Source organism: Bacillus sp. AFS029637 (assembly GCF_002584985.1).
Classification (GTDB): domain Bacteria; phylum Bacillota; class Bacilli; order Bacillales; family Bacillaceae_G; genus Bacillus_A.
In genome coordinates this window covers 95,354-112,946 of sequence record NZ_NUPZ01000037.1, presented here as the reverse complement: position 1 = coordinate 112,946, position 17,593 = coordinate 95,354, and the positions used below count along the sequence as shown (strand labels likewise).

Here is a 17,593-nt window from a genome sequence, read left to right as displayed (position 1 = left end):
CAAAAGTTTAACACAATTTGAAAGAAATCTTCTACTTTTAAGTATGCGTAGGAACGTGGAAATAAATCTTTTATTAAGGCGAAGGCTATAGAAAATCAAAAGAAAAAGCACGAAATCATCTATACCATGTAATTGTAAACGTAAACAACTCCAAAATATACAATAAAAGTTGATTTTGGAGTTGTTTTTTTATTTTGTTTTTATTTATTTTTTTACTTCATTTTTTTCGGAACACTGCAACTAGATGGTAAATCTATTGACCAAGGCAAGACTTTATAAATAGCTTTTTAAAGTTATATCAAAATGTTGTCTAATGAGTTTTTTATCACTCATATAAAACTCCCACGCTTTTTCAGGTTCACCGATAATCTCAAAGGATTCTTCTGTAATATATAAAGCACAATTATCCTCTAATGCAATCCCTTCTATATTACCTTGGTGATTTTGTAAAAAGGAATGAAAGGCGTTCATTCTGTTTAGTTGGTTATAATGCGGGCAAAATCGTTTGTTCACGATACCCCATCCGTTACTCTCGATATAGCCAGAACCCTCGTAATCCGATCGGATACTAGATGTGAACCAACACATAGCACCAGCGCTATATCCCGCAATAAGTGTTCCGCGTCGCAAAGCCGATAGTAACTTTTCATTTAATTCATATTCTTTCCACTGTGTAAGCATGTGAATATAATTCCCGCCACCGAGGTAAATGAGATCAGCTGAATGAATCATTTCGTCTATTTCATATTTAGAAGGTGTATCAGTTATAGTACGTAAAATTTGTACGTCACAATGTAATTGTTTTTCAAAGGTGTCTAAAAATAATTTTATATAGCTTTCATCATCATGGCTAGCTGTAGGAATAAATAATACTTTTGGGTACGGTTTATCCGTTAATTCTATAAGTCGTTCATTAATAGGCGAGTGATTGGAATCTTGTAAATCACCGCCACCAATGACAGCTAATTTCATAGTAAAGCACCACCTAATCATTTTTGTTATATAAAAATTCGATAGAAGAGAGTTACATTCCTTCCATAAATGAATGATGATGTGGAAGGAGTGGAGAGAAATTATATAGAAATAGTAAGAGAACGCTATTTTTTACATATTGAGGAATTAGAAACAATTGGTTGATAAATAATATGAGATACGTATCGTTGTAAAATATGGAAATCATCTAGCTAAATATTACGAAGAATCATTAAATGTAGAGTGTATATATATAACTAAGAGGAAATAGTAATGATTTTACAAAATGTTTTTTACTTTTAATGGGAACTTGTATTACAATATGGTAAAATTATTTAAATATATTTATTTAATATGAAATAAAGTGAGGGAGCGTGAAAGAGTGGATTTTCGATTTGAGTTTGCAGCGAAGGTAAAAGAATATTTAGATGATGAAAAAGATGAAAAAATAATAAAAGATGGACACAGAGATATCATTTTTCGATATTTATATCCGTTAGAGAGTGAAATTGGCATTTTTAAAAATCCTAACTTTACCTTTTTTGCATCTGGAAGACGCTCACATATAGTATTAGAAAATATTGAATTTAAAACAGAAGTAAACGTAGAAAGTAATATAATTGAAATTACAAAAATAGTGGATAATGTAGTAATTCCGTTAGATACTATCGTAGCGAAAGATAAGGAGTTATTTGCACTTGGACGTAATGAGCCGTTTAGTGTACAAATATTAGAGTATTATCTCTTTGAGACGTTTGGAGAAAAGTTAGGTTTACAATGAATAGAATGGAGTGCAGAGTTATAATGAGTGGATATTCGTTTATATGATTCGAGTTTGACCTTTCATTTAATTTATACTACAATCTGTAGTGTGGAAGGAGCCATGCTATGTTTACTCAAAACTATAAGTTAAATGAGCAAGGGTTAAATCACTTCTTTGGGCCGCTTGAAGCGAAAATTATGGAGATTGTTTGGTCTACTGAGGATATTACTATTAAAGAAGTGCAGCAGAAATTGAGTGAAGAATCACCTGTGAACTTTAATACTGTTATGACAGTTATGAACAGGTTAGTAGAGAAATTCCACTTAGAAAAACAGACTGTGAAAAGAAGTGGCATATATCGTGCAGTACAAACAAAAGAAGAATTCTTATCCAATCAAACGAAGAAAATGACACAGGAATTAATGGGGGAATTTGGAGATTTAGTTGTAACTCATATGCTAGATGAGTTAGAGCAGGCTGATCCGACTTTAATCAAAAAATTAGAAGACAAATTGAATCAATTAAAAAAAGAGGATCGATAAAATGAAATGGCAAATGCGTAAAATCGTATTGTTAGCAGTAATTGTAAGTACTCTCTTTTTCAGCATGTTAGTCTATTACGTTACATATCCATTTCTTTTTCAAAATAAGGCGTTCTTTCTTTCGAAATTTTGCTTGTTTCAGTTAGAAAAGCATATGAAAGAATTATCGCTCATTCGTATTATAATAGCTGGATTGTTATTACTTACTGTACTGATCGTGTGCAAAAGACTTTGGGGGCAATTTTTCTATAGTAAAAAATTTCAAAAAGTACTTTTTCCTTTCATTAGAAAAGGAAAACAAATATATATATTGCCGACTACGAAAGTAGCAGCATTTACAATTGGAATACTTCGTCCGAAAGTTGTTCTGTCGGAAGGGATACTTCAAATGTTTTCAGAGGAAGAAATTGATGCGATTGTATTCCATGAAGAATATCATCAAATCAATCGGGATCCGCTAAAATTATTTTGCTTTACGTTGTTAGCAGAGGGAATGATATATATTCCGATATTAAAAGGACTACTACAGCGATATGAGGCGTACCAAGAGTTAGCTGCAGATAAATATGCGATGCAAAAAATGAAATCTTCATTCGAGTTAGGTAGTGCATTATTAAAATTAATGAAAATAAAGAAAGTGGAAAATCAATGTGTTACAGCTTCATTTGCAAAAACAGCAATCAATTTGCGAATTGAGCAAGTGTTAAATGAAAAAGTTGTTAAGCTTAATATACCGTTACATACGAATTCGGTATATGTAACAGTATGTTTATTCTGTATGTCGATTGTACTTATTGTCGGAGAGTGCATATAGCCTCTTTTTTTAAGAATTAACACTACTTCGTGTAGTGTGATTAGGGGGAAGAAAAGTGAAGAAGTTAATTGCTATTATACTAGTAGGAGCGCTCGTTTGGGCGGGAGTCAACTTTTATAATTCAAAGAAAGAAGAGAAGGAAAGAAAAGCGAAACAAGCAGAATTACAAGAGAAAGAAATATTACCACAAGTAGGCTTCAAAGCGCCAAATATAACATTAAAGGGACTAGACGGAAAGCTGTATTCGTTAAACGATGCAAAGGGAAAACCATATGTTATTAATTTCTGGGCGTCATGGTGTGGGCCGTGTGAAATGGAAGCGCCGGACTTAGTTCATTTTTATGACAAATATAAAAAGGATATTGAAATCTTTGCAGTAAATGCAACTGTAAGTGACCCAGTACAAGAAGCAAGCGCATTTGCCGATCGCCATGGATTTGAGTTTCCTGTTTTATTAGATATGGATGGAGTAGCTGGATTAGACTATAAAGTATTTTCTTTACCAACGACATTTTTTGTTGATAAAGATGGTATTATAGTAGACCATGTACGAGGTGTATTACCTCCAGATCAATTAGAAGAGAAATTTAAGAAATTAATTGAGAAGTAAGAGGGGATTACGTAGTGATGGAGTGGATCGTAAGGTTACAACCCATATCTCTTATAATTGGAAGTCTAATTGGATTTATGTTTATGAAACAAAAGATGATACACCAAACTGTATCATATGAAAAAATGATGGATGCAGTAACAAATGCTTTCCTTATCATCGTATTTGTATGGAAATTTGCACCGGCAATTTTAAATCCAGTATGGGCTTTTGGATCACCATTGCAAGCAATATTAGCTGTAGGAAGTATGCAACATATTATAGTTGGATGCGTAATTGCGAGTATATATATTATTTGGAAAAGTAAAAAGGATCAATTTTCGCTTCGTGTTTTATTCGATGCATTGCCTTTTGGATTTTGTATGGGTATTATCTTTTATTTTCTATTCCATCGAGAAGTAGGTGTACAAACGACACTACCGTGGGGAATGAAAATATATGAATCTAAGTTTTTGTATCAGCCTATTTTCATATACGAGATCATCCTCGCCCTTTGTATAATGGGCTTGTTATGGGTCAAAAATGAAAGGTTAGGAAATGGAAAAAATATAAGTGTTTTTTTGATTTTTGAGGGAATTGCGCATATTATGATGTCGTTCATTAGTGAACAAAATGCGGTTCTATTTGGTCTATCCATACAGCAAATAATGAGTTTTGTTGTTATTAGTTTCGGGATTTTGTTGATACCAAAAAAATAGCCATGTACGGAAGGTGTCCGTGCGTGGCTATTTTTATTACATATATTAAAAAATCGGCGGAGTAACAGAAAATAAGACAATCGTATTTTTCTCAAATTGATTTACCCATTTATGCTTTAAATAAGCAGGTATTTTTACACTGTCACCAGTTTCTAATATGTATTCTTCTTCATTTAAATGTAATGTAATGGTGCCATCCAACACGAAGGCTAATTCTTCTCCTTTATGTTCTAGAACATTTTCTGATGAGGCAGTATTCGGTGGAATAGTCATAATTGCGGTTGCTAAGTTTCCTGTGAAATCAGGTGAAAGCATTTCATATGATAAATTATCGATAATCATTTTCTTACGTTTATGAGAACGTACGATTAAATCATCTGTATTTGTTTCTTCAAGTAAAAAACTAAACGTTGGAACATCAAGTGCTTTTGCGAGTACTTTTAACGTTTGAATGGAAGGGTTAGCAGAACCACGTTCAATTTGGCTTAACATAGATGGTGTAATCTCAGCCATTCTTGCTAGTTCTTTACTAGTTAAACCTTTTTCTTTTCTTTGTTTTTCAATCTTTTTACCAATATCTATATTTTCCATAAAACATTCTCCTTCATAATTATTAAATTATATTTAAGTAAATTAAATTAAAATTAACTAAAACTTCATTTTATGTTAAACTATATTAAAATTAATTTAATTATAATTTATTGTATAGTGAGCTACAAGGATATGAGGAGGAAACGGAATGAAGGAAATAGGGGAATTAAAAGCAGAATATCCATTAGTTAACAAACTTATTGCAACAGAAGAAGTATTTTGGGTAAATCCGAATATAGAAAAGTATGAAACGGCAATAAAAGATTCACCACTTAATGAAGAAGATGTAAAAGACGCGGAAGAGAGATTAGAGCGTTTCGCACCATATATTGCGAAAGTTTTTCCTGAAACGAAAGAAACGAACGGCATTATTGAATCACCTTTAGTGAACATACCTGCTATGAAACAATCTTTAGAGAAAAAATACGGGCAGTCTATATTAGGAGAATTATTATTAAAATGTGATAGTCATCTTCCGATATCAGGATCAATTAAAGCTAGAGGCGGCATTTATGAAGTATTGAAACATGCTGAACAATTAGCTCTGCAGCATGGAATGTTAACAGAGGAAGATGATTACTCCATTTTAGATAGTGATACATGTAGAGAGTTTTTTGCAACATATTCTATTGCAGTAGGTTCGACAGGAAACTTAGGACTAAGCATCGGGATTATGAGTGCGAAACTAGGTTTTAATGTAACTGTTCATATGTCAGCAGACGCGAAACAATGGAAAAAAGATTTATTAAGAAGTAAAGGTGTAAACGTTATTGAATATGAGGCTGATTATAGTAAAGCAGTAGAGGAAGGAAGAAGGCAAGCAGATGCTGATCCTAGCTGTTATTTTGTAGATGATGAAAACTCACATGATTTATTTTTAGGATACGCAGTCGCAGCATCGCGTCTACAAAAACAATTAGAAGAGTTAAAGATTGTAGTAGATGAAAAGCATCCTTTATTCGTTTACCTTCCTTGCGGAGTAGGGGGCGGACCTGGCGGAGTAGCATTTGGCTTAAAGCTCTTGTTTAAAGACAACGTACATTGCTTCTTTGCAGAGCCGACACATTCACCATGTATGCTACTCGGATTAATGACAGGACTTCATGATAAAATTGCTGTTCAAGATATTGGGATTGATAATGTAACAGATGCAGACGGACTTGCGGTAGGAAGACCATCTGGATTTGTTGGTAAAACGATGGAACCATTTCTAAGTGGAAATTACACAGTAAGTGATGAAGAGTTATATAGATTGTTAAAAGAACTAGCTGATACGGAAAATATTTATTTAGAACCTTCTGCGTTAGCAGGTATGGTTGGGCCAGTAAAAGTATGTAAAGAAGATGAGTATTTACAAAAGCAACAGTTAACAGAGAAGATGAAGACAGGTACTCATATTGTGTGGGGGACTGGTGGAAGTATGGTTCCAAAAGATGTAATGAGTGGATATTATAAGAAAGGTTTGGAATTAACAATATAAGAAAAATGAGGCTAATTGTAGCCTCATTTTTTCATGTACATAAAAATCTTTGTTATTTTCACAATAGTTCATTATAGTATATATAGAGGATAACTAATATTGAATAAATATAACAAACAGCTTTATTTTACATAATAAGAGGATGTGTATACGATGTCATTACAGACTAAATATATAGCGGGTATTTCGCTTGGGGTTATGGGAGTAGGCTTTGCGGCTTCTATCCCTTTTCAAGGAACGGTAGCTGGAGAGATTATACAAGGGGGATTTGAAGCTGGATTAGTTGGTGGACTTGCGGATTGGTTCGCAGTTACAGCTTTATTCCGTCATCCGATGGGAATTCCAATACCGCATACAGCGTTATTACCTAAAAATCGTAAACGAGTAACGAAAGGGCTCATCAATACGTTAGAAAATGAGTGGCTGACGAAAGAAAGTATTACGAATAAAGTAAAAGAAATGCAGCTAGCGCAAATGGTGCTGCAAATTGCTGAGAGAGAAATGCAGTCTAATGCTGTGAAAAAGGGGATTGTAACGATTGCGGAGAAAGCGATTGTTACAATAGATACGGAAAAGTTAGCTGTTATTATTGAAAAAGAATTAAAAACGTATTTGCATACAATTAATACAAGTAACATCTTACAAGTGCTTGTTGATCAATTAGTTGTGCAAGAATATGATGAAAAGACACTTGATTACATATTAGTAAAAGTAAAAGATTGGACAGCGCAAGATGAAGCGCGTTATCAGCTTGGAAGTTTAGGAATAAAGGCGATGGAAAATATAAAAGTAGATGGATTCCTGCAGTTTACTTTAAAATCATTTATGAATATCGTAGATGAAGATAAAATTGGAGGCATTTTGCAGAAGTTTATCATTAGTAATATTAACAGCTTACAAGATGCTGATAATAGCACAAGACAACTTATATTAGCAAAAATCCGTCAAGAAATTATAAATGTAAAAGAAAATGAAGCTTTACTACAGGAATTAGAAAATTGGAAAGAAAAGTGGATTGCGAATTGGGATGGTACTGACAAAATAAAAGAAATGCTTGAGCAAGTAAAACAAAGAGCAGTTGCCTTTGTCAACAATGAAGAATTTGCTGATAAATATGTTCTTCCATTTTTACAAAAACAAATGAATAAAATAAAAGAAGACGAAATGACTGTTCAAAAAATAGAAGAGTGGTTACAAAATCAAGTTGTTACACTCGTTGAAAAGAATCATTCGAAAATCGGAAAGCTTGTGCAAGAAAACCTTGATAAGTTAGACGATAAAACATTAATCGAAATGATTGAAAATAATGTAGGTAAAGATTTACAGTGGATTCGAGTAAACGGTGCTGTTTGCGGATTTATGATCGGATTAGTATTAGAAGGAATTAAAGCAATTATATGAGAAAAACCTTCCACAATTGTGGAAGGTTTTTTATTTTTCAATAACACTCATATTTAAATTGTAAGCTTTCTCAATGTTTAGCTTGTACGTCCCGTTTCCAGTTTTAATTGAACTTTTATACCAATGTTCTTGCTTGTCCAATTCTGGATTTTCTTCTGGAGAATTATTTTCTTTTTTCGTTAAATCTTCTACTTGTTCCCAAGGTGTGTTTCCGATAGCTTCTTTTTGATTTGTTACTGCTGTTAGAGATACGTCACTTTCTTTTATTAAATGAACAGATACACCTGAGCTTTCTTGTACAAACCAATTGTTTTGTAATTGACCTGGATAAAGAGATAGATCTCGATTAGACGCACGAATTTCTACATGTTTCGTTTGTGGGAGTACAAGCGTCGGTTTTACTTGTGGTTCCTGACCAAACATTCTTTGATGAAATGGTAATGACTTTAATGTTATATACATCGTTTCTCCAGTCGTTTGAACTGAAAGAAAATCTTCTTGTTTTAAATTGAGTTTTTCATTTCCTTTTGTCGTCATTTCATATGTTCCAAGAAGGCTAACTTCATTTGAATTCCTTCCGTCTATCGTTAGAGGATGATTGTCTGTACCTGCATCCACGACAATTTTATTGATGGATTCAGGAATATCAACTTTACTTTCTGGAATCGTGTTTGTTTGTCTAGTTGTATGAATGGAGTAACGAACTTCCTCTAGTAATCCAGTTGATAATAAACAGTAAAAAGCAATTCCGACGCTTCCTAAAACGCCGATAAAGAAAATACTAAAAATATCATATTTAATAAATGATTGTTCCTTCTTAGAAAATAGAAGGTATAGTAAAATTTCCACGCCAAGTATAATAAGTAAAACAGGCCACCATGCTGTTAAAGAATCTAATACTTGAGTTCCTTTTATAACTGAAAATAGTAAGAAGCAACCTAATGCAATAATAGAAAGCCCCATTGAGAATGTTCCAACACGCCATGTTCTCATTCGTTTGTCCCACCTTTGTTTTCTTTATTTCCAAGTAATAATTTAAAGCCGCCACCAATTAAGAGGAGCGCAACGATAGATGTTTGGAAATAGCGATAATATATTTCGCTAAGATGAATGTTAAATATAGTTGCAAAGTAATCATTCAAAATAGGAAGGACTGTTTGATCTAATAAATAATAACCACCTAATACAATTAATCCGATACCGATCCATCTTTGATGATTTATGAAATAATCGATAATAGGTTCATCATTTAAGCGTTCTTTTCCGTATTTTGCAGTTTGTTGTAACGCATCAAAAAAGCTATAAAACCAAATGATTGGTACTAAAAATAAAAATGCAGAAAGCCTTAATAAGTCAAGTAAGTATATTGAAAGTAAAAAGGCTGCCATAAGCTGAAGACCACGGTGTTGTAAGCCTAAATACATATGTCCTGCTCCAGGAAACATTGCTAAAATAGAAGCGAATGTTTTATTTTTCTTTCCTTGTTCACGGTGCTCTTCAAACTCTTCGAAAATAGTACGATCATCTAGCTGCTCACCACGTTCTTTTTTCTGTAGTTGTTGAACAACATCGAAGAAGTTGTAAATCCATAAAACAGGTAACGTAACAAGGAAGATAAGGAAACTCCCTTGGTTAGTTAATAATGTAACAAATATAATCATGCTGCCTAAGCCTGCGCAAGCGACTAAAAATGTAAGACCGCGTTGCATAAGTCCTAGTTGGAAATGTCCAAGTCCAGGGATAATTGATAGGAGAATGATATAAAATCGTTCGCTCTCTTTAGAGGACCCTGTCAATTCTCCAGCTGCTTGTTTTTTCGATTGATTTACAATCGTGATAACTAAATCTAGTAAATTGATTATCCATAACACTACTAGTAAAAATAGGGAGAGAAAGGTAATCTCATGCTCTCCTAATTGTGTCGTCCAAACCACTGCAAAGGTAAATAGTAATAAAGCTCCTCCGCTATATAAAATAAAACCTCCAATTTTCTTTAAATATAAATGACCAAGCCCAGGAATTAGCCCTAATACAAGTGCTAAAAAGGGATTTTTATTCATGCTTTGAACCTCCGTCCTGCTTTGATGTGTGCGCTGCTTTGTTTACAATTTGTTGTGAAATAGAAGTTTCATTTTCTTTGGAAGATTTCTCGAAATTTGATGTCGCTGTGAAAATATATTGGAATAAACCACTTACCATAAAAATAATGGTAGCCGCAGTCGCAATTATGTAATGAATAATCGTGCGCTTTAGTGAGTTTGTTTTTATATTTTCATTAGGTTGTAACGTTTCAAAATGTATTTGCGTCATAACTTCGTTTGTAAATGAATCATCATTTATCATTGGAAGGTTTTCATGTTGCTCATCAATACTTTCCATATAAAGTGCTAAACAATGATCACATTCATAAAGGTGTTCTTCCATAGATTCACGTTCATTGTTTGCTATAGTATCTAATGTATAATTGCGCCAATCTTCTTTTGAATAATGCATCATAGAAACTCTTCCTCCTTCCAATGTTTTTTAATCCATTTTCTTGCCCGATACAGTTTCATTTCGACTGTTTTCACTTCAATGTTTTCCTGTAAAGCAATTTCTTGATAGCTTTTTTCTTCTAAGTAATGTGCGAGAACGACGTCACGGTAATTTTCCGGAAGTTCTCTCAGCTTTTGAGCAATGATTAATTTTTGCTCTTTCGTCAATAATAAAGCCTCAATATTATGAGAGGATTTTATATTTTCCTCAGTTTCTTTACATAAGGAGAGTTCTTCGTTTTCTTTAGCTTTCTTTCTCTTATAATCAATAGCGTGATTGGTGGCAATACGCGCCATCCACGTTTTTAATCCGCGAAATTGATAATTAGGGAGAGAAGCATGAACTTTTACGAATACTTCTTGTGTCACATCTTTCGCATCTTCTTCATGTCTTAAAATAGCAAAAATAATTTGGAAAATATAATGACGATATGTTTGGACAAGGATGCGAAAAGCATGCTCACTACCTTGCTGTGCTTTTTCAATTAACTGTTTTTCTTCAATTGTGCTCTCCCTCCTTTTTGACGCATTCAATTATATAGACGTAAGAAACGAGAAGTCACCCTACACATGTTGTAAAAAAAGAATAATATATTTTTAGAGATGGGGCTATATGAAAAAGGTGTGAAAAAATGGTAGAGAGAAGTATATAATGAGCAAGTAGGAAATGATACGTGAAGAAAGGATGTGAATGTTAGTAGGGAAGGCCCATACTAACAAACATGAAAATTAAAATATTAATAGCAGATGATAATTCTTTTATTAGAGAAGGCATGAAAATTATTTTAAATACATACGAAGAATTCGAAGTAGTAGATACAGTAAATGATGGGAAAGAAGCAGTGGAATATTGCAAAAAGAATGAAGTTGATATTGTACTTTTAGATGTTCGTATGCCGAACATGAATGGTGTAGAGGCAACGAAGTTCATTTGTGAAGAAACGAAAACAAAGCCGCTTATTTTAACGACGTTTGATGATGATGAATATATTTTGGATGCAGTAAAAAACGGAGCGAAAGGTTATTTATTAAAAAATAATGATCCGGAGCGTATTCGTGATGCAATAAAAGGAGTATATAACGGTCAAACTGTCATGCAAGATGTCGTGCTTGATAAAATTAAGTCTAATTTAATGGAAAGTAAAGAAGAAGAGTCTAAAATAGATAAGAGCCTTTTTACTGAAAGAGAGCTTAGTATTATCGCATTAATTGCAAAAGGATTTTCGAACAAAGAAATTTCGAAGCAACTTTTCATATCAGAAGGAACGATTGCGAATTATATTACATCTATTTTAGGGAAAACTGGACTAGAACATCGCACACAAATTGCGATTTATTACTTAACAGGGAAAGTAGAGTAAAGATATGGAATTTTGGTTAATTGTAAGTAAATTAATTGTCTTTATATATATTGTGTTTAGTTACATCTATTTAAATGTTGCGAACTTATCATGGATTATACTTACTTTACTTTTATATCTTTCTGTAAACGTGCTAATTTCTATATGTAAAAAAGATACGTACAAAAGCATATTAACTTCTGTGTCAATTGGTGTTGTTATGTTATTTACATGGAAGATTCATCCGTTTTTTATTTTGTTTTTACCATTGAACTTATATGAAATTACATTTCGTTATATAGAGAAGAAATGGCAGCTCTTTATTATAATGATGATTCCTATTACCTTTACAGATGAAAGTATTCGAATAACATATGGATTAATTGTTGCATTTTCTTTCATTGTATTAACTATGGCAGAACGGTATATATCGCGTGTATTAAAGCTTGAATCACAAAATGATAAGATGCGAAAAGATATGCAGCGATTGACGAAAAGTCTAAATGAAAATAAAGAGTACATAAGGCAATCAGAGTACACATTTAAGTTAGAAGAAAGAAATCGGCTATCGCAAGAAATTCATGATAAAATTGGTCACTCGATGACGGGTGCACTCATTCAAATGGAAGCAGCGAAGAGATTAATGGAAATAGATAAAGAAAAATCTGCGGAGTTATTACAAAATGCAATTCATATTTCAAAAGACGGAATCGAAAGTATTCGCATTACGTTAAAAAATATGAAGCCACCAACAGAGCAAATTGGTATTCATCGTATGAAATTATTCATAGAGGAATTTGCCGGTAAGCATGATATAAATATTCCATTCGTATATAAAGGGAACTTAGATATGATTTCTCCAATTCAGTGGAAGATTATCGGTGAAAATGTTACGGAGACATTAACAAATGCGATGAAATATGCTGATGCGACAGTCATTTCAATCGATATTCATGTACTTAACAAGATGGTGAAAGTGCAAGTGAAGGATAATGGAAAAGGTGCAGTGCTTGTAAAAAAAGGTCTTGGTATTATGGGTATGGAGGAGCGAACAGCATCTGTAAACGGAAAAATTATTGTAGATGGGACAAGTGGTTTTTCAGTAACAATGCTGTTACCGATATAAGAAAATGGGACGAGGATGAATCATCTCATATGAAAAAAGTGAATATTCTCATGTGAAAAGAATGAAGTTCTGCACTAAGCAGGTTCATTCTTTTTGTTTATAATAAACAGCAGAGAAACCGAAATAGGGGTGAAATGATGAATACATTAGAAATTAAAAATTTAACGAAAAAATTTGGTGATTTCATCGCAGTTGATAATATGTCTTTATCTATTAAAGAAGGAGAAATATTTGGCTTTTTAGGATCGAATGGTGCTGGTAAGAGTACGACAATTAATATGATTGCCGGTTTGTTAAGAAGTAATGAAGGTGAAATTAGCATACTAGGAAAAAATATAAAGAAACATAATCGATTTGCGAAAATGAACATCGGCATTGTTCCGCAAGATATTGCGATTTATGAAGAGTTAACTGCTTATGAAAATGTGAAATTCTTTGCAGGGTTGTACGGGTTACGAGGAGCAGAACTAAAAGCTAGGGTAGAGGAAGCACTTCAATTTGTAGGACTTAGTGATAAACATAAAAGTTATCCGAAAAACTTTTCTGGTGGGATGAAAAGAAGATTGAATATTGCTTGTGCAATCGCACATAGACCGAAATTGATTATTATGGATGAGCCGACGGTTGGAATTGATCCGCAGTCAAGGAACTACATTCTTCAGTCAGTCCGAAAATTAAATGAAATGGGAAGTACGATCATTTATACGAGTCACTACATGGAAGAAGTAGAAGAGATTTGTACGAAAATCGCGATTGTTGATCACGGTAAAGTGATTGCAGAAGGTACAAAAGAACAGTTAAAAGCGATCATTACTGATACGAAAGACATTTGGATTGAAGTGAGATCTGTAGAAAATCTCGATGTAGAAAAATTAAAAGAGATAAGCGGCGTGAAAGCTGTTCAAATCGAAGAGAATGTAATTAAAGTAAATTCTGATGCAGGATTAAACAATTTGAATAAAATTATTCAGCACTTCATTAATCATGATATTGAAATTCGTTCGTTAGAAGAGCAGGCTCCGAATTTAGAAACAGTATTCCTTACGTTGACTGGAAGAAACTTACGAGATAAATAAAAGGTAAATGAAGAAAAGGTAAAGGGAGGTTCATCAATTGAACATCTTCAATATTGCAATTATGCATATTAAGAGAGATTTCAGGGACGTAAGAACTTTAGTTTTTATGTTAGCATTTCCGATTGTGCTTATGCTTGTGTTAGGGACAGCGTTAAGTGACGCATTTAATAGTGATAGTCATTCTATTAAAGATATACAAGTGCTATATAAAGATGAAGCGAGTAGTACGTTTTCTCAATCATTTGAAGCATTTACGAAAGAAGTCGATAAATCGGGTATTCATTTTAAAAAAGCTTCCGGCAGTATAGATGGGAAAGAAGAAGTAAAGCAAAATAAATATGCTGCTTATGTAGAGTTAAATAAAGATGGCGCAAAATTGTACGGAAGTGACAAAAGTAGTATTGAAGGAAGTATTGTGGAAGGTATGCTTACAACATTTGTTGATAAGTACAATGTAGTGACCGAAGTTGTAAAAGTAGATCCTAGTAAGGTTAACGCAGTTATTTCAAACGGAAATCATAATGATTATATAAAAGAAACATCTTTACAAGCTGCGAAAAAACCAGGTTCTATGGATTATTATGCGGTTGCAATGACGACGATGATTGCACTATATGCTGCGATGGGAGCGAGTTCTTTAATTCGAGGAGAACGAATACGTAAAACAGGAGATCGTCTCATTGCTGCACCTATAAGTAAGGCTGAAATATTCATTGGAAAAGTACTTGGTAGCCTAGTAGCAAATGCCCTGTGCATATTACTAGTCATGTTATTTAGTAAATTTGTTTTTCAAGCAAATTGGGGCGACCATCTTGGAATTATATTTATTATTTTATTAACACAAGTCTTTCTAGCAATTAGCTTCGGTTTAGGAATCGGATATATTACGAAAACAGCTGAAGCATCGAGAGCAATTATTATGGTAGTAGTGCAATTAGCTTCTATTTTTGGTGGTGCATATTTCGTAGTAGAAGAAAATTTTGTTACGAATTTATCGCCATTAACTTGGGCAAATACAGCTGTTATGAAAATTATTTATGCGAATGATGTAGGGGCAGCACTACCAGTCATTTTTTTAAACCTTGGAATATCAGCACTCTTTTTATTAATTGCAATTATTGCATTACGTAGACGGGAGGGGCTATAGTATGAAAGATATTTTATGGCTCATACAAAAAACGTTATCTGTACTTTTGAAAAATAAAAAAGGGTTATTCATTATTATTAGTTTGCCAATAATCGGAACGCTCATCTCTTTTTCGATATACGGAAATGCAGGGCAAGGAACGTTAAATATCGGGATTGTAAATAAAGAAAATGAGCCGATAGCAAATGACACGGTGAAATTTTTAGAAGGATTAGAACATGTAAATGTGAGTAAGGTTAAGGAGTCTGAAGTAGAAGATAAACTCACTTCCAAAAAACTTGATGGAGTTATTATATTAGATTCTGGTTTTTCAAAAAGTGTTCGAGAAGGGAAACCAGATCATATTGAAATTTCATCAATTAAAGGTGATCAAGTAACAGGATTTATAAAATCATATTTATACAACTATATTGATAATGTAGCAGCTATTAGTAAAGTGGCAGGAACAGATCAAAGTGCATTTGATAATATGTACGCAGGGTATCAAAAAAGTTCATTTAAAATGAAAACGGAGACGCTAGAAGATACTTCGAAAAATAAAGATATGACAAACCAAACGATGGGTTATCTTATTATGTTTATGCTGTTTTCAGCAGTGAACTTATCAGGATTTATTTTAAAAGAAAAAGAGAATAGAACGTACTTTAGATTATTATCAACACCAATTGACGGAAAGAAATTTATATTATCCAATGTCGCGGTAAATATGATGATATTAACATTGCAAATTGTCATTGCAGTACTATTTATGACGAATGTTTTTCATACAAATATTAATATGCCTTTCATAGTAATGATTGGTGTGCTTATGATATTCGCTTTAATTGCAATTGGTTTATCATTAGTCATTGTGTCTTTTTCAAAAAGTTCAACTGCTTCAAATGCATTGCAAAATCTAGTGATAGTACCAACATGTTTACTTGCTGGATGTTATTTCCCGTACGACATTATGCCAAAAGCGGTACAAAAAGTAGCTGATTTTCTTCCGCAGCGTTGGTTATTAGATACGATAGCAAAACTACAGCAAGGAATTCCATTCTCTGAGTTATATTTAAACATTTTAATCTTATTCGCCTTTGCGATTGCGTTCTTCTTAATTGCTATTTATAAGTTTGGAAGGAATAATGATGCGAGGAACTTTGTTTAATGGAAAAAGGGTGTGACGTTAAGTCGCATCCTTTTTTTGTATGAAGCATGAAATCTAAATTGGAATGACAAAATAGAAAGGTGGAAAGAAAATGAGCGGAAGGAAATTAAAATGATTAAGAAAATATTACGAGTTACTTCTATCATTATTGGTATATTAGTTTTGGTTTTAATTTGGATGCATATTGATGTTACACTCGGACGGAAAATGGAAGCTGGGAAAAATATGCCGACAGAGTATGCCCCTCATTATAGTGACTTTCAATTATATGTAGAAGGAAAGCCTTTTTATAAACAGTTATTTACGGATATAAAAGAAGCGAAAAGTTCTATTTACACGTATTTTTTTATTTTGTCGGATGATAAAAGTAGCCATACTTTTTTAAACTTATTAAAAGAGAAGGCAAAAGAAGGAGTAAACGTCTATTTATCAGTTGATCGCATTAATGATTTATCATTTGAAAGAAAGATGATAAAGGAATTGCGGGAAAGTGGTGTACATTTTACATATAGTAGAAAACTGGAATTGCCGTTCGGATTTTATTCACTACATCACCGTAATCATCGCCGTATTACAACGATTGATGGGGAGATCGGCTATACAGGTGGGTTTAATATGGGAGATGAGTACTTAGGAAAAGATAAGCGATTTGGATATTGGCGTGACTATCATGTGCGGATAAAAGGAGAAGGAGCAAAAGATTTAGAAGAACAGTTCGCTTTAGATTGGAAACGAGATACGAAAGAACATATAAAGAGAAGTACGAATAAAGCTAGTAAAGGGAACACGTTACATACGATAGCTAGTTACAACGGGCATCACGTCGCTGAAAAATATGTTGAGTTAATAAACCAAGCGAAGCATTCGGTTGTCGTTACGACGCCGTATTTTATAGCGAAAAATAAAGGATTAATGAACGCTTTAATCGCGGCACAAAAACGTGGCGTCACAGTAAAAATACTTTGGTCATATAAACCAGATATTCCTCTTATTAAAGAGGCGGCCTATCCTTACATACGTCAAGCTGTTAATAATGGAATTAAAGTATATGGTTATAAAAAAGGGATGTTTCATGGAAAGTTAATGCTGATTGATAATGAATTAACTGTTATCGGTACAACGAACATAACTGCACGTAGCTTTTATATTAATGATGAGATGAATTTGTATATTCATGGTGGAACTATCGTATCAGAAGTGAACGAGGCATTAGCGCAAGATTTTCATGATTCAAAAGAAATGACGAAAGAGTTTTTTGAGAAGTTATCATTTTGGGAGCGGTGTAAGGAGAAGTTGGCAGGGTTGGTGGATTTTTATTTATGATGATTTAATGAAAATAATTGAAATGAAAG

Annotated in this window: 19 protein-coding genes; 13 read left to right on the top strand and 6 right to left on the bottom strand. The window is 33.2% G+C overall.

What is annotated here, in order from left to right:
- Window positions 1-273 precede the first annotated feature (273 nt).
- Window positions 274-972, bottom strand: a complete 699-nt coding sequence (locus COE49_RS19735) for a peptidase E (protein ID WP_088231177.1) — start codon at window positions 970-972, stop codon at window positions 274-276.
- A 382-nt stretch (window positions 973-1,354) separates the two neighbouring features.
- Here COE49_RS19735 and COE49_RS19730 point away from each other — a divergent pair, with 382 nt between their 5' ends.
- From COE49_RS19730 to COE49_RS19710, 5 genes are all read left to right on the top strand, one after another.
- A complete protein-coding gene (locus tag COE49_RS19730) occupies window positions 1,355-1,753 on the top strand; it encodes a DUF3942 family protein (RefSeq protein ID WP_088231178.1) in 399 nt (132 codons plus the stop codon).
- A 107-nt stretch (window positions 1,754-1,860) separates the two neighbouring features.
- The gene (locus COE49_RS19725; protein WP_088231179.1) at window positions 1,861-2,277 is read left to right on the top strand and encodes a BlaI/MecI/CopY family transcriptional regulator; all 417 of its coding nucleotides are present in this window, start codon (window positions 1,861-1,863) and stop codon (window positions 2,275-2,277) included.
- Window position 2,278: 1 nt separating this feature from the next.
- The gene (locus COE49_RS19720) at window positions 2,279-3,091 is read left to right on the top strand and encodes a M56 family metallopeptidase (RefSeq protein WP_088231180.1); all 813 of its coding nucleotides are present in this window, start codon (window positions 2,279-2,281) and stop codon (window positions 3,089-3,091) included.
- 55 nt (window positions 3,092-3,146) lie between these two features.
- Window positions 3,147-3,701 (top strand): TlpA family protein disulfide reductase, encoded by a 555-nt coding sequence (locus COE49_RS19715; protein WP_088231181.1) that lies wholly within the window; start codon window positions 3,147-3,149, stop codon window positions 3,699-3,701.
- 17 nt (window positions 3,702-3,718) lie between these two features.
- A complete protein-coding gene (locus tag COE49_RS19710) occupies window positions 3,719-4,399 on the top strand; it encodes a prolipoprotein diacylglyceryl transferase family protein (RefSeq protein WP_088231182.1) in 681 nt (226 codons plus the stop codon).
- A 45-nt stretch (window positions 4,400-4,444) separates the two neighbouring features.
- Here COE49_RS19710 and COE49_RS19705 read toward each other — a convergent pair whose 3' ends face one another.
- Window positions 4,445-4,990 carry a helix-turn-helix domain-containing protein gene (locus COE49_RS19705; RefSeq protein ID WP_088231183.1) on the bottom strand — a complete coding sequence of 182 codons (546 nt, stop codon included), beginning with the start codon at window positions 4,988-4,990 and terminating at the stop codon, window positions 4,445-4,447.
- Between the two features lie 148 nt (window positions 4,991-5,138).
- Between COE49_RS19705 and COE49_RS19700 the strand changes: the two genes are divergently transcribed.
- Together COE49_RS19700 and COE49_RS19695 are read left to right on the top strand one after the other, a co-directional pair.
- Window positions 5,139-6,470 carry a D-serine ammonia-lyase gene (locus COE49_RS19700; RefSeq protein ID WP_088231184.1) on the top strand — a complete coding sequence of 444 codons (1,332 nt, stop codon included), beginning with the start codon at window positions 5,139-5,141 and terminating at the stop codon, window positions 6,468-6,470.
- Window positions 6,471-6,623: 153 nt separating this feature from the next.
- On the top strand, window positions 6,624-7,871 hold the full coding sequence (locus tag COE49_RS19695) for a DUF445 domain-containing protein (protein WP_088231185.1): 1,248 nt from the start codon (window positions 6,624-6,626) through the stop codon (window positions 7,869-7,871).
- Between the two features lie 30 nt (window positions 7,872-7,901).
- Here the strand turns inward: COE49_RS19695 and exsE are convergent, their stop codons facing one another.
- From exsE to COE49_RS19675, 4 genes are read right to left on the bottom strand one after another with little or no spacing between them, the layout of a single operon-like run.
- Window positions 7,902-8,864: an exosporium protein ExsE gene (gene exsE / locus COE49_RS19690; RefSeq protein ID WP_088231186.1), complete on the bottom strand. Its 963-nt coding sequence runs from the start codon at window positions 8,862-8,864 to the stop codon at window positions 7,902-7,904.
- Window positions 8,861-9,931: a hypothetical protein gene (locus tag COE49_RS19685; protein ID WP_088231187.1), complete on the bottom strand. Its 1,071-nt coding sequence runs from the start codon at window positions 9,929-9,931 to the stop codon at window positions 8,861-8,863. Before COE49_RS19685 ends, exsE begins: the two co-directional genes overlap by 4 nt.
- Entirely contained in the window at window positions 9,924-10,367 is a 444-nt protein-coding gene (locus tag COE49_RS19680; protein WP_088231188.1) for a hypothetical protein, read from the bottom strand. Before COE49_RS19680 ends, COE49_RS19685 begins: the two co-directional genes overlap by 8 nt.
- The gene (locus COE49_RS19675; protein WP_240522835.1) at window positions 10,364-10,939 is read right to left on the bottom strand and encodes an RNA polymerase sigma factor; all 576 of its coding nucleotides are present in this window, start codon (window positions 10,937-10,939) and stop codon (window positions 10,364-10,366) included. The genes COE49_RS19680 and COE49_RS19675 overlap by 4 nt, the downstream gene beginning before the upstream one ends.
- Window positions 10,940-11,127: 188 nt before the next feature.
- Here COE49_RS19675 and COE49_RS19665 point away from each other — a divergent pair, with 188 nt between their 5' ends.
- The 6 genes from COE49_RS19665 (at window position 11,128) to cls (ending at window position 17,564) form a co-directional block, all read left to right on the top strand.
- Window positions 11,128-11,766 carry a response regulator transcription factor gene (locus COE49_RS19665; RefSeq protein WP_088231189.1) on the top strand — a complete coding sequence of 213 codons (639 nt, stop codon included), beginning with the start codon at window positions 11,128-11,130 and terminating at the stop codon, window positions 11,764-11,766.
- A gap of 4 nt (window positions 11,767-11,770) precedes the next feature.
- A complete protein-coding gene (locus COE49_RS19660; RefSeq protein WP_098882921.1) occupies window positions 11,771-12,871 on the top strand; it encodes a sensor histidine kinase in 1,101 nt (366 codons plus the stop codon).
- 137 nt (window positions 12,872-13,008) lie between these two features.
- The gene (locus COE49_RS19655; RefSeq protein WP_088231191.1) at window positions 13,009-13,947 is read left to right on the top strand and encodes an ABC transporter ATP-binding protein; all 939 of its coding nucleotides are present in this window, start codon (window positions 13,009-13,011) and stop codon (window positions 13,945-13,947) included.
- 37 nt (window positions 13,948-13,984) lie between these two features.
- Window positions 13,985-15,094 carry an ABC transporter permease gene (locus COE49_RS19650; RefSeq protein WP_088231192.1) on the top strand — a complete coding sequence of 370 codons (1,110 nt, stop codon included), beginning with the start codon at window positions 13,985-13,987 and terminating at the stop codon, window positions 15,092-15,094.
- 1 nt (window position 15,095) lies between these two features.
- On the top strand, window positions 15,096-16,241 hold the full coding sequence (locus COE49_RS19645; protein WP_088231193.1) for an ABC transporter permease: 1,146 nt from the start codon (window positions 15,096-15,098) through the stop codon (window positions 16,239-16,241).
- A gap of 111 nt (window positions 16,242-16,352) precedes the next feature.
- The gene (gene cls, locus COE49_RS19640; protein ID WP_141556635.1) at window positions 16,353-17,564 is read left to right on the top strand and encodes a cardiolipin synthase; all 1,212 of its coding nucleotides are present in this window, start codon (window positions 16,353-16,355) and stop codon (window positions 17,562-17,564) included.
- Window positions 17,565-17,593: the final 29 nt, after the last annotated feature.

Bases quoted from the DNA above. Each gene is read 5' to 3' on its own strand.
- COE49_RS19710 (WP_088231182.1), top strand. From the start codon at position 3,719: ATGGAGTGGATCGTAAGGTTACAACCCATATCTCTTATAATTGGAAGT.
- COE49_RS19695 (WP_088231185.1), top strand. From the start codon at position 6,624: ATGTCATTACAGACTAAATATATAGCGGGTATTTCGCTTGGGGTTATG.
- exsE (WP_088231186.1), bottom strand. From the start codon at position 8,864: ATGAGAACATGGCGTGTTGGAACATTCTCAATGGGGCTTTCTATTATT.
- COE49_RS19655 (WP_088231191.1), top strand. From the start codon at position 13,009: ATGAATACATTAGAAATTAAAAATTTAACGAAAAAATTTGGTGATTTC.
- COE49_RS19725 (WP_088231179.1), top strand. From the start codon at position 1,861: ATGTTTACTCAAAACTATAAGTTAAATGAGCAAGGGTTAAATCACTTC.
- COE49_RS19735 (WP_088231177.1), bottom strand. From the start codon at position 972: ATGAAATTAGCTGTCATTGGTGGCGGTGATTTACAAGATTCCAATCAC.
- COE49_RS19660 (WP_098882921.1), top strand. From the start codon at position 11,771: ATGGAATTTTGGTTAATTGTAAGTAAATTAATTGTCTTTATATATATT.
- COE49_RS19720 (WP_088231180.1), top strand. From the start codon at position 2,279: ATGAAATGGCAAATGCGTAAAATCGTATTGTTAGCAGTAATTGTAAGT.
- COE49_RS19680 (WP_088231188.1), bottom strand. From the start codon at position 10,367: ATGATGCATTATTCAAAAGAAGATTGGCGCAATTATACATTAGATACT.
- COE49_RS19685 (WP_088231187.1), bottom strand. From the start codon at position 9,931: ATGAATAAAAATCCCTTTTTAGCACTTGTATTAGGGCTAATTCCTGGG.
- COE49_RS19700 (WP_088231184.1), top strand. From the start codon at position 5,139: ATGAAGGAAATAGGGGAATTAAAAGCAGAATATCCATTAGTTAACAAA.
- COE49_RS19705 (WP_088231183.1), bottom strand. From the start codon at position 4,990: ATGGAAAATATAGATATTGGTAAAAAGATTGAAAAACAAAGAAAAGAA.
- COE49_RS19665 (WP_088231189.1), top strand. From the start codon at position 11,128: ATGAAAATTAAAATATTAATAGCAGATGATAATTCTTTTATTAGAGAA.
- COE49_RS19645 (WP_088231193.1), top strand. From the start codon at position 15,096: ATGAAAGATATTTTATGGCTCATACAAAAAACGTTATCTGTACTTTTG.
- cls (WP_141556635.1), top strand. From the start codon at position 16,353: ATGATTAAGAAAATATTACGAGTTACTTCTATCATTATTGGTATATTA.